We start from the raw sequence: 15,642 nt of genomic DNA, 5'->3' as shown, positions 1-15,642 counted from the left end.
ATCGGGTCACCAGCGGCAAGTCAGGACGTAATGCTGAAAACAAAGGGCTCATCCACGGATGAGCCCTTTGCGCAGGATGGCACTCAACACTACATGCGTTCGACGGTCTGAATACCCAGCGTATCCAGGCCCTGCTTCAGTGTACGGGCGGTCAACAGCGCCAGCTTCAGGCGGCTGTTGCGCGTGTTCTCATCGGGCGCGGCAAGTACCGGGCAGTGCTCATAGAAGCCGGAGAACAGGCCGGCCAAATCGTAAAGGTAGCTACACATAACGTGCGGCGTGCCGTCGCGTACCACCTGCAGCAGCGTTTCTTCAAACTGCAGCAAACGGGCCGCCAGCGCTGCCTCGCGCGGCTCGCCGATAATGACCTGACCCTGGACGGCGTTTTCATCGATTCCCGCTTTACGGAAAATGGAAATCACCCGGCTGTAGGCATACTGCATATAGGGCGCGGTGTTGCCCTCAAAGGCCAGCATCAGGTCCCAATCGAAGATGTAATCCGTGGTGCGGCTCTTAGAGAGGTCGGCGTATTTGACGGCGCCGATGCCGACCACTTCCGCCAGCTGTGACAGCTCGCTGTCGGGCATATCGGGGTTTTTACCGGCAATCAGGGTACGGGCGCGGCTGACCGCTTCATCCAGCAGATCGGAAAGGCGGATAGTGCCGCCGGCGCGGGTTTTAAACGGCTTGCCGTCTTTACCCAGCATCATGCCAAATGCATGATGCTCAAGCGGCACGGCGTCAGGCACATAGCCCGCTTTACGCACGATGGTCCATGCCTGCAGCAGATGCTGATGCTGGCGTGAATCAATATAGTACAGCACGCGGTCGGCATGCAGGGTTTCATAACGGTACTTAGCGCAGGCGATATCGGTAGTGGTGTACAGGTAGCCGCCATCCTTTTTCTGGATGATAACGCCCATCGGTTCACCTTCTTTATTTTTAAACTCATCAAGGTAAACCACGGTGGCGCCATCGTCTTCCACCGCCAGCCCTTTGGCTTTCAGATCCGCCACTATGCCGGGCAGCATATCGTTATATAAGCTTTCGCCCATAACGTCTTCGCGCTGAAGGGTGACGTTCAGACGGTCGTAGACCTTCTGGTTTTGCGACATGGTTATGTCGACCAGGCGTTTCCACATTTTGCGGCAGTATTCGTCGCCGCCCTGTAATTTAACCACGTAGCGACGCGCGCGCTCGGCAAATTCAGGATCTTCGTCGTAGGTGCGTTTAGCTTCGCGGTAGAAGTTTTCAAGATCGGCCAGGGCGATCTCTTCATGGTTCTCGTTCTGTTTCCTTTCCAGAAAAGCAATCAGCATGCCGAACTGGGTACCCCAGTCGCCAACGTGATTAGCCCGGATAACATGGTGGCCGAGAAAGGTTAGCGTGCGGGCGGCCGCGTCGCCGATAATCGTAGAACGAACGTGTCCGACGTGCATCTCTTTCGCCACGTTTGGCGCAGAGTAATCAATGACGATGGTTTGTGATTCTTGCTGCGGGATGCCGAGGCGCGAAGAGGCCAGCGCGCTATCAATTTGCGTTTGCAGCCAGTCGCGCGCGAGGAAAATATTAATAAAGCCGGGACCGGCAATTTCGACTTTCTCCGCAATGCCGCTCAGGTCGAGCTTTTCCAACAGCTGTTCGGCCAGTTGTCGCGGCGTCATACCCAGTTTTTTGGCAACGGCCATGACGCCGTTGGCCTGATAATCACCAAACTGCGGCTTAGCCGACTGACGCACCTGAGGTTCGCAATCGGCGGGCGCGCCCGCCGCTACCATCGCCTGACTGACTTTTTCTGCAAGAAGAGCCTGAATATTCACCGGGTTACCTTAACATTTCACATCAGATCTGCGTTAAATCGCAAATCGCTACATTAATCCGCCGCCGTTATAAGCAACTGACAGCGGTAAAAAATAATACCGGAGTATACTGATTTTTCCGTTGAGTGTCGTTATTCACTCGCGGTCTGTGCGGCTAAATAACGCAGTGTAAAATGGAAAAACACTGCCTGCGCTGGACCTGTTATCCGCGCTGGCGGGTAACGTAATTATCAGCATATCCGTAGATGCCAGTCTGAACAGGCTGCCGCTCTCAGAACAGCAGCTGGGGCTCAGCGCCAGCAATATATAACAATATCAACTTATAGCGGCCCTTTGAATGGCGGTACTGATAATCTTTCAAAAAGGGTAACATTGTCGCCCTGGCTTGTTACTTTTTTACGTAACGAAAATACAGGCAACAATTTTATTGCGGAAAACGCTCACAATAAAAGCAGAGAATTCAGCGGGGATATGGTGAAAAAGTGGCAGGAAATTGAACAGTTGCAGGATCTGGTTGACGATCTCCCGCATTTTAACGGCGCGCTGGCAGGCCTCGCCGGGCGCCTGTCACTGGAGCCTGACGTGCTTGAGGCCGATCACATTGCCTTACGCTGTCAGCAGGACAGTACCGCAGAACGCTGGAAAAGCGGATTTTTACAGTGCGCGAGCCTGCTGTCGGAGAAGATAATCAACGGTCGGCCAATCGCGCTGTTTGAACTGGCGCAGCCGTTGACTATCCTGGGGCAGGATTTCTTTATCGTCGAGCTGCCCTGGCCGGGAGAAAAGCGTTACCGGCATGATGGTTGGGAGCACGTGGAATACGTGCTGCGCGGCGAGCCGGACAACCTCGGCCAGCGCGCCATGGCGCTGTTTTCCGATCGCGGATTAATACAGCCCGGCATCTCTTTTAAAACCAGCGCGCCAAAAGGCGAGGGGGAGCGATTGCCGAACCCGACGCTGGCGGTCACCGATGGCGAAGTGACAATTAAGTTTCACCCCTGGTCGCTGAAGGAAATCATCGCCAGCGAAGCGTAAAACCCCGGCTTACAGGCTGGCGATGGCGGCTTGCATCCGGCGTATGGCCTCGGCCAGCAGGTCATGAGGGCAGCCAAAGTTAAAGCGCACGAAGCCGTCGTCGCCAAAATCCCGTCCGGGGGAAAATCCCAGTCCGTGCTTTTCAAAAAACAGCGCCGGGCTGGCGACCTGTAAACCATGACAGTCAATCCAGCCCAGATAGGTGCCCTCCGGCGCGTTCATTTGCAGCCCCGGCATGTGATTCACCTCGCTGACCAGCCGATCGCGGCTGGTGCACAGATAGTCAAGCTGTGCGTCCAGCCAGCTTTGGCCGTCGCGCCAGGCTGCCGTTGCGGCGACGATGGCCAGTACATCCACCTGGGGCACGATGCCGCTCCGGGTTTTGATAAAGCGCTGGCGTAGCGCCGGGTCTGGCACGATTGCCACCGAGGCGCCCAGCCCGGCAATATTAAAGGTCTTCGATGGCGAGATCAGGGTAATACTGCGCGCGGCGGCATCATCACTGAGGCTGGCGAAGGGAATATGACGCGCGCCGGGTTCCAGTATCAGATCGCAGTGGATTTCGTCCGAGCAGACCAGCAGATTATGACGTTGGGCAAAAGCCAGCTGCGCCTCCAGCTCCTCGCGCCGATAGACAGTGCCGCCGGGGTTATGTGGATTGCACAGCATTAGCAGTTTTTCATTGCCACTCAGCTGCGGCTCCAGTGCCTCCAGATCCATGAGCCAGCGCCCGTCCTTGTCCGGTCGCATCTGCGCATTAATTTGCCCGCGCGAGGCTAACGAGGCGGCGCTGCGAAATGGCGGATAGATAGGGGTGGGTGCGATGGTGCTTTCATCGGGCCCGGTCCAGGCGCGTACGCTCAGGTTCAGGGCGCTGACAATGCCGGGTAAAATTACCACCCATTCCGGCTGTATCTGCCACTGATAGCGGCTGGCCATGCGCTCGACAACCGTTTCCGTCAGCGCAGTCGGCTCCTTACCATAGCCAAAAACGCCGTGGGCAATGCGCTGCTGCAGCGCAGTAACAATGCATTCGGGGGAACGAAAATCGGTGTCAGCAACCCACAGCGGTAGAATGTCCCGCTCGCCATATTTTGCCCACTTCAGACTATCGCTGTGACGTCGGTCTATACGCTGATCGAAATTGAATGCCATGATTGATAATCCCGCTAAAATCTGTAACCAGAAGCCTAATCTTGATAGCAAGAATAGACAACTGACATTGACCTGAATATGGAGGTGGCATGGCGAAACTGGAGGTTTGCTGCTACGGCGTGGATTGCGCGTTGCAGGCAGAGAAAGCAGGGGCTGACCGGGTGGAGCTTTGCGCTGCGCCGTCAGAAGGGGGGCTAACGCCATCGGCCGGTATGTTGCGTCAGGCTCGTCAGCGACTGACCTTGCCGGTTCATCCTATTATCCGCCCGCGCGGCGGGGATTTTTGTTATTCTGCCGAGGAGTTTGCGGTAATCTGCGACGATATTGCATTAGTTAAGGAGCAGGGTTTCAGCGGACTGGTTGTCGGCATCCTTGATCCTGATGGTCACATTGATATGGCCCGAATGCGCAGCGTGATGAAGCTGTGTGAAGGCATGGCGGTCACTTTTCACCGGGCGTTCGATCTTTGTCATAACCCACGTCTGGCGCTGCAGCAGCTGACCGATCTGGGCGTTGCGCGTATTCTGACATCCGGGCAACAGCAGAACGCAGAAAGTGGACTTGGCTTGCTTAAGGAACTAACTGCGCTTAGCCGTGGTCCTATCATTATGGCGGGTGCAGGCGTCCGGTTGAGTAACATTAGTAAGTTTCTTGATGCGGGAATATTCGAGCTGCACAGTTCCGCAAGCCAGCAGGTGGCTTCGTCGATGCGTTATCGTAAAGCGGGCGTTACCATGTGCTCCAACAGCGAAACCGATGAATTCAGTCGGCAGTGCGTTGACGGGGACATGATCGAAGCGATGAAAAACGTCATGGCGTCGCGTACCCTGGCAGTAGCAACCTAGCCCTTTTAGCCGCACAGCACGCCGAATCTGACGTGATGTTTGCCAGTACCAAGCCCCAACGTCTTGTTGGGGCTTTTTTTATGCAGTCTGCCTGACCGCTTTCCGCTGCGCTCTGTTTTTTTTGGGTAACGGCGTATATTTGGCTTAAGTTGAACCTCTTAACGCCGGGAGAATGCGGATAAATATGAATGCCGATGACTTTTTTAAACTCTGGGACAAGCTGTCTTCCGTTAAGCCCGACTTTATTCTGTTCGTCGGATTTCTCTTTCTGATCTTTAAATTTAAAGATGTGGTCGAGGTGTATTTCAGGATTAAGCTGAATAAGTCTATGCAGCTCAGAGAGGCGAAAAGCCTGCTGGAGCTCTCCGGCCACGCCGACTCCAAAGATATGGAGGTTATCAACAACCGACTGCGCGGGGCCGCGCTGTCGCTGATTACCAACGGCGTCAAAGAGCGTCATCGGACCCTTTGCTATTATCTGATGCACCTGTCAGCAGAGCGGGGAGATTCGATAGATTCGGCGATCTATAAGTGCATTGCCTTTATCGCCAGCGACGCTGAGCGTTTTTATTTCAACCAGCAGCAGTTTAATCAGTGGCAGATTAAATCGGTAATTATAGCCTTACTGATTGGCCTGATGATGTTAATCGCTTCCAGTTTCGGCTGGGGAGACTCCGGCGCGTTTAAGCTCTCCTGGCTGATGAATGCGATGACCGTTTGGTTCTTCGTCTCGCTGGGATGGATATTTTTATTCACTAAGCCTGACTCCGGCGATATAACCCTGGTTACCAATCTGCTTGCCGATGCCAGCGTGGCAGATTACAACCAGTTCAAGCGTAGCAATTCAGTGATTATTACCTGAAAACGCGGGATATCACCGGCGCAGCGGGGTCGGTGATATTCTGCTGCGCCGGTGATGCCGCTGAGCGCAGCGACAAGTCACAGCATGCCGCCGGTCATAGCAGCTTGTTCATATTAAATCCTGTCACTTTAAAGCCGTTGGCTTCATAGACGCGTTTGGCGCGATCGTTACCGGCCGCCACGCGCAGTTTTATCTGGCTGTAGCCCTGAGCCGCGAGCAGTTGCTCCAGCTGCTGCAAGGCTTTGCGCCCCAGTCCCTTGTTGCGGTGGGCGGTAAACAGATAAAAGTCGTAAATAAAGGCGCTTTTTGCCGAAAAATCAGGCGAGTACCACAGGTAGCCAACCTGCTGCTGTGCCTCTTTATCCTGCCATATTATGCTCATCAGCTGCTGGCCTGGGGTATTCTCTCCCTGTGGCAGGCTGACCGTAATTTCATGCTTTGCCTGCGCCAGAGCGGCCTCCGGGGCCAGTCCGTAGTTAGCGGCAATTTCTTCAGCATAATCAGCGAGGAAATAGCTTAAATAGCCAGAGAAGTCGCTGCCCGACATAGGCTGAAAGCTTACCATTATTTATCCTTATATCGGATTGATAAATTTGATGTTTTCGTCATCTTAACATACTTATCCTTGCGGCATCTCAACCATGATGACAGGCCGATGGCCGGTGAGTTTGACAGAGAGAAAGCGGCTATTTTTCCTATCAATAGTCAGCTATTCGCCTTTGTCTGAAGTGCCAGTATCAAATCTGCCTGCTCTTCGGGTCGTATGGCGGCGATCCCATGGGTGTTTTTATGGACCAACAGCTTAAATAATTACAGACGGATAATATTCTTATCTGTTTGATATAGCTGTATTATACTTTGATAAGCGTTGCTACATTCATCTTTGCCAGTCGGCCTTTCCATTTATACTTTTATGCCGTCGATAACCATGCAGGGATATATTGAAAAAATTGACCGTTTACCGAGGTGTCGCCATGTCCCGACCCGCTATCTCTCTCCTTGCTCTGCTGATAGCCAGCGGTCTTATCGCGCCGGCGGTGGCCAGCGCTGCCTGCGCGCCGCAGCGTCAGAAAATTAACGATAACAACAGCCTGATTATGCTCGGCGGCACCGCTAAAGGGGCAATAAAGCAGTTTTCGATGGGTGAGTTCGGTAAAAATGTCAATCATCAGCGTCGTCTGCTGGGTGAGTTTGATAGCTGCGGCGCGCTGAGCCGGGCCGACCTTAACTACGTCAGGCAGGAAGGCGGGGTCACCATCAATATGGGGCAAAGCATCCTCAGGGTGAAAAGCGGCTGGGAAGAAATGTATGAACTGTCGGTAGTGGTTGAACGCGATGGTAAACAGACCGAAATTAACCATAAGCAGGGCACCGTCAGCTACATGCTTGGCAAAGACGGTAATATCATTAGCGCCACGGACAAATTTTTACTGTTGAACAAGCCGGGATCCACGGAAACCCGCTACAGCTACGATCGTCGTCGCAGACTGATAAAAAGCGTCGCCAGTGGCACTGATGCCAACAGCAATGGTACCACCCACTATAAGTGGAACGCTGGCAACCAGCTGCTGGCCATTAACAGCGACAGCAGCAAAATGTCGTTCTTTTATGATACGCAGGGGCGTGAGCAGCGTCTGACGGCGGCAACCACCAACGATATTAGCTCCTCCAGCTCAACCGATAGCTGCCAGCTGTGGGATGAAACCGGTAACTGCACGCTCAGCTATAGTCATGAAACGGAAGTGTTCGCGAATGGCAAAATTAACCGCGATATTACGGCAGCCTATCGTTTTGAGTACTGGGATAAAGCTAAAAAACCGGCTGAGGGGATGCCATAAGTCCGCTGTTAAGGGCAGGACGCCAACTGTTATGAAAGCCCTGAGATTCTATTCAGGCATGGCGTCTTGTATTGTTGAGGCCCTGATACTCTGATACAGAAAGGCGTAAAAATGCCCGGGCCTGTATCATCCTGAACAGTCGCTAAGCCAGCCTTTGATGATGTAAACGAGAGGGCTGCAACGGTGCTTTAAAGGCTGCCTGCTGAATAGGACCGTCGGTCCGGTCCTCTTAAACGACAACCGCAATTACCGCCGAGTAAAATTGAGCAGGTATTCTTTATCCTATTCGCAGTATCTTAATTATTTTTAACCCATAAAATAAACTAAAGGTTTTTTTATTATAAAGTAAATTAATTGAATGATAAATATAGTGGCGATAGATGACTTTATTGTTTGAAAACAATGTTGAATTTTATGAGTAAATATATGCCATTAATTAATTCCTGCCATTTTTCATCACCTCTGGAAAAAAACGCAATACACCGTAAAGATCTTATCACTGATGAAATTAATTCCCTCACTAAAAACAAGCACATCATGACTTTTAGCGAGCCTTCCGGGTACAGCGATGTAACCTATTTATTTAAAAGCTATGTACGGAATGAATTATCACATGCAATAGAAAAATATGGTCAATATGGGTTATGTCTGGCCATTGATACTGACGCATCTCATGCCCGGATATTAAGTGAAATTGCGAATGAAATGGGAGTGTGGATCCTTGCTCTGGCGAAAAAAGAAGATGAAAAAGATATTGATAAATCAGCTTATCTTGAAAGTATTTTTACTGATAACGGATGTTTAGTCTATCTTCCACGACTTAATGATAAACAGGGTAATGACTATTTTTACAGTCTATTGACAGAAAATTCGTCTATAGACAGAACCGGTGAAATTCTCGCATTTGATGCAGGTGATATAAGACCCGGCGTATTAGAGAAAGCTGAACGCCTTAGAATTAAGATAACAACGCATTCCCAACCGAATATTTTTACTGACCAGTATCGTTCACACTCACAACAACGACTTTTCTCAGAATTAAACCAGACCCAACATCGCAATGTTCAACTTCTCGCTATAATTCGAACGCTGATAATAAATATTAGTTTGCGTTTAATAGAAGATCGGGTAATGCCGGTATTATTAACCGAATTCACGGGGAAAAATCGTTCCGGCATCGACAAATTATCGCAATACCACAGGTTATTGCATGAGACTTATCATGAAATAAAGCAATTATATGAATGTGAAGGCCTGCGGCCGATTGAAAAGGTTCGAGAACTGGCGGCTTTGCTGCGTTATCTATCTCAATGCGGCTCGAATTATCTTTTACCTGATACCCAATGTTATATCGATAATCTGTTGTCGCTGTTCAGTTATGTGGCTGAACAATGGGAAACGTTGAGCGGTGAGTACGGCATGGAAGCCGTACTTGATGAGTCGACAAATTTACTGAAGCAGATTACGCCATTACTTGGTGATTTAAATCTCAATGGAGGAGAAGCGGCAGCAAATCTTGCTAAACTTCGTGATTTCCTTGCTACCCTGAGCCAGGGGTGTGCTCTGACGAAACAGTTAATTGTCGCTGCTAATGAAACGCATGCTGCGGATGCTATTCTGAGTACCTTGCTGGGCTCATCACTTTTTCAGGGGACATCAATTGACCCTCTGCTGGCATTTTGTAAAGACATCGCCAGAGCTGTCACCGGATTACCGCCTTATCCTGAAAACAGTACCCTCGCTGCGCAATCCTTGTGGCTAAGTAACGTGATATCAATACCTGAAGTGCGTGGCTATATCAGAGAAAAAGTGGGAGACGATTGGGAAAGTATATTGCAGGTTGCTATAAAATTTCCGGTTGCAGGAACATTTATAAACCAAATTTCTCATTTGCTTTCCGTAGCGATGAAAATATGCGGAATTAATGGGTGGATGCAGAATAATGGCCAATATATTCGTGAGCGATTTTATTTTGAAGAACAAACTCTCGACTTATTAAAAATATTGTTTGGTGATTATATCCAGGGGAAAACTCTCGGAGGAGCTGTTTATGATAATGCATTTGCTATTTCAAAAGTGTTGTTCAGAAATGCATCCCATCATTTCTCCGGGCCGGCAGCTCAAGCTGTTGCAAGCCATTACCTTGGGCCGGCTGCTGGGATCCTGACATCAACAATTATTAACACCTGTCAGCATCGTTCAGTTAACGATAGTTGGTCAACGCTAAGCTCAAAATTTGGCTCAATACTTTTTGCTGAATTTACCGCTTCGCTTACTAAAGATGAATTGTATAGCCAAACGCTGATCGTAGCTAAAAAATTAGCCGCTACCCTTGACCAATCTGATAGTTTTGAGGATAGCATTGCGGCAATTCTGGCTCATGGGCGTGTTTGTAACGAAAGCACGCTATATTTTTTGAAAAAATGTTTGAATGGCAGTCTGGGGCTGAGACTTTATCAGATCTTTAATGAACCGGATGTTATGGTTCAGAAAGCGCAATTGCGTACCCTGTGCATCGAGCTGAAAAAATTAGTCGGGATAGCAAATTGGTATTATCTGATAAATTTTATCGATCTTATTCCTATGCTGCCGGACTTGCGCGTTTTTATTCATCAGGGCAGTGAATTGAGCGCGCATTTTAATCGGGGAGACTCATGGTTTGACCTCGGCCAGCACCTGCTAAATGACCTGGCGACCAATCAACATCCCCAGGTGCAAAGACTCCGAAATGAACTTTCAGAGAAAGTCGAAACATGGGGCGTGCAGGCAATCCTGTCGCTCACTTCATCGTTTGATTTAGTGAATCCGGTTCCGGAAAAAGCTCCTGTTTCTACCCAGGAAAATGCGGGATGGAGTAGTGGTATCACTGACAAAATAGGAAAGCTAGTGAGTGACACCTGGCGCGCTTTGCCTACGGTTAACCTCGGTATCCTGCCATGTGCAGATGCCGCACCGCAGCCAAACCCACTCGCCCGCCGGATTGTTATTCCACAAAGCGCTATTTACAGCGTGTTAAAACCCGTTAATCAACCTTTAAAAACAATTGTGGCTACACGCGAGAGCGACACTCCTGAAGATATCGAAACCGATGATGAAGACGAGAGGGAGACGGACTATGAGATAAATGACGACTCAATATTTGATGAGGAGTCAGAGTTCGACGAAAATGGAATGAATCAGGATGAGTTTATTCTGGATGTTCTCGACGATAATGTTAAAGAAGAAGATGTATCATGGTATAAAAATCCAGTCTGTATCATAGGGATTGGCAGTACGTTAGCAGCAGGCGCTGCTTTGTATTACTATCTGAAAAAAAATCAGTCTCCCGCTTTAAGTTCAACTGATATTGAAATGAAAAATATTTCTGAGTGGCGGCGTGATGCGCAAAAATTGTTAAAAATTACAGACGATAATGGGGTCTGTTTAAATACACTTAGCGATGATAATGGCAGTCTGGCAACTGACCGTATGCTTATGCCATCGACGACAGTAACTGAAGCTGCTTCACCTGAAAGATTGCAAGATAGTCGGTCAATAGTTTCTGCACTGAAGGTTATGAAAAGTCAAAATGAAGATTCAACAACACGCCATTCTTTGGTAGGAAAAAATAATAAATTAGCTATTTTAAATAAGTATAAAGTTCCACTTGCAATAGAGGGTGTTACTATTTTAGCTGCAATATTTAGCTGGTGGTATAATCGGTCATTATCAGAAAGTAAAGGTGTTTCTGAAGTTCAATTAAACGCGCAGGAGTCGCTGGAATTAAAAGCCAAACTGGATTTGGTGCCGTCAGAATATTTGGATGCCGCAGAATACAGATCAATGCGCACTGGACGTTCGGTAAAGAAAAATGAAAAACCGGCATCTTTATTTACCCTAAGAGAAATAGCGTATTTAAGAAGAAACAAGTTACCAGTCCATCTATCCATTAATAACTTCATCCACTATTTAGAAGTCAAACATCAAGTTAAAATCAACAAAGACAAACCGCTTATCCTTTATAAAAGAATAACAATGCACTATGATCAACCTATGAATAAGGAGTCATACGAGGTTAGTATTGAAGACTTTCTCAATGATACATCTTCTGAGTTTAAGTATAAGGCCATCTCTTTACATTTGTTAATTTCTACTAAACTATTAGATGATAAATTCATATTAGATGATTTCAAACAGTTTCAGAGGCGCACAAAAGCAACCATTTCCTCATCGATATCTCTTTTTGAAAAAATAAAGCAAAGCGAAATTGAGGAATATAGAAAATACAAAGGAAATTTAAATGGATTTATTAAAGATCAGATTGAATCAGTGTTGAGAATAAAGTCAACTACGTTGGTTGAGTACTATGAGTCGGGTAAAGATGTACCGCAATCCTGTACATTAGAACGAGCTATTTTTACGCTGGAACCTACTATTACAATCATTTATCCCGCAGAGTGGCACTCTTATAAGACAAGGCGATGCATTGAAAAGTTAGAGAATTTCCGCGTTGCCAGTTATATGTTTAATCACAGCGAAAAAACCACGTTAAGTGCGATTGGAAACATAACGGGGAGCACTCTCGCGCCTTTAGTATCTGATGATGATAAATTAAAAAAAGAATTAGGTGTTGAAATTGTTGATAAAAGTAAGGAAGCATTTTCAAAAATAGAAAAAAATACGCCAAAGACATTGCCGAAAATTGGCTTAAAGAAAAGTTTTCAGTTGGCTTATTATAATATCTACTCATGTCCTGGAAATAAACGTGAAAATGCACTATTTATTGAAAAAGTGATTGAGAAATCCAGAAAGAAAGAGTGTGAATACTTTGGTAAAAGAAATGTGAAGTCTTATGCTGACGTTATGAATGGTTTTAAAAGTATAATAAAAAATATTGAAAATGAACAGCAAACTAGTGTTAAAAGTGATCTGAATATACAAAAGAGTGTCATATTACAAAGAAAGAATGAGTTTAATGCGTTATATACAGATTTAAAGCAAGCCAAAGTGCCTGTTATTGATAAAGAGAGTATTGTTAGTTATGTTGTCGCATCCAGAGTTGCAGCAATGCGCCATATTTTCCGTGCGTCACAGGTATCTGACTATGCTTTTGCAGATGATGATCTATACCGGATATCAGAAGAAGTATTGAAAAAAAATCCTGCATTCAAAAAAAGCTATCCTCTGTTAATATTCAGATTAAGAGAGCTGGAGGTCATGTACTTTTATATTTTAAAATTTAAAAAGGATGTCCCTTCAGGGAGTGACTATATTCATTTTCATGGTGCATCGTTATTTCCATGGCAGTCACATGGTTTAACAGAAGATTTTATCTTTTCTATTCTCTGTCAGGATCATAATCCAGTGTCATTACCTTATCTAAGGCGAATTTATAAGGAAAATAACGATGACATTGAGATAGCGCTAAATAGTCAGAATTTTAAATCGAGCAATTCATTCAGCAGTGATAAAGAGTTCTATGATTCTTTCAATGAAGGTTATTTAAAAAATAGCTTAATAAAAGATGCGAAAAATCTGGTAGTGTTGAATTCATTAAAGCAGTCTGATGAATTATCCAAAGGTATTAACCTGAGCGTTGGATTAAAAAAAATTAAAGCCATCACGCCTGTAGATACTGATAGATTATTAGTGAAAACTTTTGAGGCATGGCGCGATGCGATGCTAAGCAGCAGCCGCGACTCAATTATTGATATTATTACCGATGCCATTCAAAAAAAAGACAGGTGTCTTGCTAAAACAACCAGTCGTGTATTAAAAAAATATCCAATAACAAGAGAAGCCGTTTTGGTTTTTGAGTTATTAGGTAACTCGATAAAATCACTATCTGATGCGATGAAAAGTGATATGGAAACTGCAGATTATCTTGTTATTGAAACTCAGGATGGCAGTTATTATGTTGTTTCTCCGGTTAATTCGCCGATATTGCCTTCAGTTTCTAAAATAACAAAGGAAAATGCAGGGAGAATTAAAGGGTCCGCAAAAACATACATCAATAACAAAATCAATGTTGAACATTTATTGTATGTTTTGAATCGGACGTCACTTAAGGAAACTATCGAGGTTCTAAAACAAGAAAAGAAAGATAAAACGGTTGCTGAATGTCTGGCAAGTTTAATTCCGTTCTATGACGTTATTAAGCGTTCAATTGATGACTCCCGCTATATCACTTCAATGGAAGATTGGTTTTTTGACGTTTTAGATTTAACTATAACGTTGCTTTCTATTGGGATACCCGTTGCAAAATTAGGCACGGCTGGTATTCGCGCTTCACAGCTTGTATATAAAGAAGGCATCAAGCAAGGGCTTAAGAAGAGTATGATCAGACAACAGATATATCAGGCGGCTAAGCCATATCTGATGGTGGCAGCGAAAACAACTGGAAAAGAAGCCGCCAGCTTTATCATTCCGCTTTATGATCCAGCAACCGCCGGTCTTAGTAGCTTAAAGAAGAGATGGAAGCGAAAAAATACAGGTAAAATCAATAAGAAGCCTGATAATATTCGTGCAAGGCCGGTTGCATCTGTCGTCTGTCCTTTGGCTAAGAGGGTTGCTCGCTCACCCTGTATCCCACTATCCTTTGATGAATCTGAAGCATTGTTACAATACACACGGGCAGTAAATGGTTATAAAAACATCAATGGATATCTTAGGAAAAAAGTAAGGCTATACTCTGCGGATCTAACAAAAACAATACAGAATATAGATTCTGCGTTGAAACAAATTCCGGCGGCAAAAGGGCCATTTTACAGGTTTAACAATCGAATTGAGGTCGAATTTTTGAAAGATAATTCGATACATCCACAGGATGGTCGAAAATTTGTTGCAGGTGCAGAAGTGACTTTCCAGAGTTATTTGTCAACCTCAATTAATTCATTTATAAAACAGGATGGTAATAACCTGGATTTTTATGAGTACATAAAAGATCAAGCGCAATCTATGGTGCTGTACGAAATACGGGGTAAAAATCGTGCTCACCCTCTACCGGATGAATTCGTTGAAAAAAAATTCGGAGATGAAAGTGAAGCGCTATTCGAACGGGGGACGACGTTTGTAATTAACAAAATAGAAGAAAAGCAACGCATCGTAAACGGGCGGGCATTTTCAGATTACTATGTCAAGATGGAGGAAATTGGTAGCAACCCAGTGAGATTATTAGAAAGCCCTGATGTGGGAAATAAAACTGTGATGAAAAAAGATGATGGCATAGGTAGTGAGAGGTCAGAAGGTACTCACATGGAGGAAAAATTCAAAGCGCTGAGTTTCTGTCCATTGACAGCAAGTAGAACAAAACGCCAGCTGGAATGTATAACCCTCTCGGCAAATGAACAAGCTGCGCTTCATAAGTATACTCATTATGAGTCTGGTAAGGTTAATAGTTACCTCAGGCTGAAAAAAAACCTCAATAGCATTTATTTAAATAAATTAGTGAGGGATATAGATGGTGCGCTGAGAAACATTCCGCCTTATAAAGGACATGTTCACAGGATAGGGTATTATCATGAGGTTCAATTTTTAAAAAATAATGTAGTTTATGATAAAAAAAATATGAAGTTTGTTATCGGTTCGGAAGTGACTTTTCAAGGTTATTTATCAACTTCAATTTTAGATTATATTCCAGGTTGGGCTTTAAATGTTAAAGATCACCCACAGTCGGTTGTCCGTTATGAAATACATGCCATAAATCGCGCTCACCACATTCCTTATCAGCTAACGGACGTTAGTGAGATCATTGGGGAGATATGGAATGTTGAAAATATCAGAAATAATTTGAGTGAGATTATTAAGACTGACAATCCAGCCAGGCTTAAGGAGCTCACGGGCATTGATGACGAAAATCGGGTATTCGAAATCAAGCGAGAACTTGGCATCCTCGCAGAAAATGAGGTGCTTTTCGAGAGGGGGACGCGATTCAGAATTACACGCTTAGAAGAAAAAAAACGCTTTACATCCCGGGGGACCAAAGTCATTGATTTAGATATTACGATGGAGGAGGTCGGCGGTAATATAGTACAAATGCCTGGTCATTCAAACTCAGGTCTGATGTCAATCGATGAGGGAGAGTAATAATGAAGGCCAATACCTGAACC

General features: G+C 45.9%; 8 protein-coding genes. 5 read left to right on the top strand and 3 right to left on the bottom strand.

The window, feature by feature from the left end; translation table 11 throughout:
• Positions 1-89: 89 nt before the first annotated feature.
• The gene (argS, locus tag BTJ39_RS05505) at positions 90-1,820 is read right to left on the bottom strand and encodes an arginine--tRNA ligase (RefSeq protein ID WP_078001670.1); all 1,731 of its coding nucleotides are present in this window, start codon (positions 1,818-1,820) and stop codon (positions 90-92) included.
• Positions 1,821-2,294: 474 nt separating this feature from the next.
• On the opposite strand from argS, the gene BTJ39_RS05500 reads away from it, so the two are divergent.
• Positions 2,295-2,855, top strand: a complete 561-nt coding sequence (locus BTJ39_RS05500) for a VOC family protein (RefSeq protein WP_096777689.1) — start codon at positions 2,295-2,297, stop codon at positions 2,853-2,855.
• Positions 2,856-2,864: 9 nt separating this feature from the next.
• Here the strand turns inward: BTJ39_RS05500 and BTJ39_RS05495 are convergent, their stop codons facing one another.
• On the bottom strand, positions 2,865-4,010 hold the full coding sequence (locus tag BTJ39_RS05495; protein WP_078001669.1) for a MalY/PatB family protein: 1,146 nt from the start codon (positions 4,008-4,010) through the stop codon (positions 2,865-2,867).
• A gap of 89 nt (positions 4,011-4,099) precedes the next feature.
• Between BTJ39_RS05495 and cutC the strand changes: the two genes are divergently transcribed.
• Together cutC and BTJ39_RS05485 are read left to right on the top strand one after the other, a co-directional pair.
• Complete coding sequence (gene cutC / locus BTJ39_RS05490) at positions 4,100-4,855, top strand: copper homeostasis protein CutC (RefSeq protein ID WP_078001668.1); 756 nt, start codon at positions 4,100-4,102, stop codon at positions 4,853-4,855.
• A gap of 184 nt (positions 4,856-5,039) precedes the next feature.
• Entirely contained in the window at positions 5,040-5,717 is a 678-nt protein-coding gene (locus BTJ39_RS05485) for a hypothetical protein (protein ID WP_078001667.1), read from the top strand.
• 94 nt (positions 5,718-5,811) lie between these two features.
• On the opposite strand, the gene BTJ39_RS05480 is transcribed toward BTJ39_RS05485, so the two are convergent.
• A complete protein-coding gene (locus BTJ39_RS05480) occupies positions 5,812-6,282 on the bottom strand; it encodes a GNAT family N-acetyltransferase (protein ID WP_176110236.1) in 471 nt (156 codons plus the stop codon).
• A 409-nt stretch (positions 6,283-6,691) separates the two neighbouring features.
• Between BTJ39_RS05480 and BTJ39_RS05475 the strand changes: the two genes are divergently transcribed.
• Positions 6,692-7,555, top strand: a complete 864-nt coding sequence (locus BTJ39_RS05475; protein ID WP_078001666.1) for a hypothetical protein — start codon at positions 6,692-6,694, stop codon at positions 7,553-7,555.
• Between the two features lie 414 nt (positions 7,556-7,969).
• Positions 7,970-15,619: an ADP-ribosyltransferase gene (locus tag BTJ39_RS05470; protein ID WP_176110234.1), complete on the top strand. Its 7,650-nt coding sequence runs from the start codon at positions 7,970-7,972 to the stop codon at positions 15,617-15,619.
• The last annotated feature ends 23 nt before the right edge of the window (positions 15,620-15,642 follow it).

This window comes from Izhakiella australiensis, from assembly GCF_002006995.1.
GTDB classification, from domain to species: Bacteria; Pseudomonadota; Gammaproteobacteria; order Enterobacterales; family Enterobacteriaceae; genus Izhakiella; species Izhakiella australiensis.
Note: the sequence above shows the minus strand (reverse complement) of the source record. Positions and strands in the feature narration are given on the sequence as shown.

What these genes read in the sequence shown, in the direction of transcription:
- BTJ39_RS05495 (WP_078001669.1), bottom strand. Translation starts at nt 4,010, where the DNA reads ATGGCATTCAATTTCGATCAGCGTATAGACCGACGTCACAGCGATAGT.
- BTJ39_RS05480 (WP_176110236.1), bottom strand. Translation starts at nt 6,282, where the DNA reads ATGGTAAGCTTTCAGCCTATGTCGGGCAGCGACTTCTCTGGCTATTTA.
- cutC (WP_078001668.1), top strand. Translation starts at nt 4,100, where the DNA reads ATGGCGAAACTGGAGGTTTGCTGCTACGGCGTGGATTGCGCGTTGCAG.
- BTJ39_RS05475 (WP_078001666.1), top strand. Translation starts at nt 6,692, where the DNA reads ATGTCCCGACCCGCTATCTCTCTCCTTGCTCTGCTGATAGCCAGCGGT.
- BTJ39_RS05470 (WP_176110234.1), top strand. Translation starts at nt 7,970, where the DNA reads ATGAGTAAATATATGCCATTAATTAATTCCTGCCATTTTTCATCACCT.
- BTJ39_RS05485 (WP_078001667.1), top strand. Translation starts at nt 5,040, where the DNA reads ATGAATGCCGATGACTTTTTTAAACTCTGGGACAAGCTGTCTTCCGTT.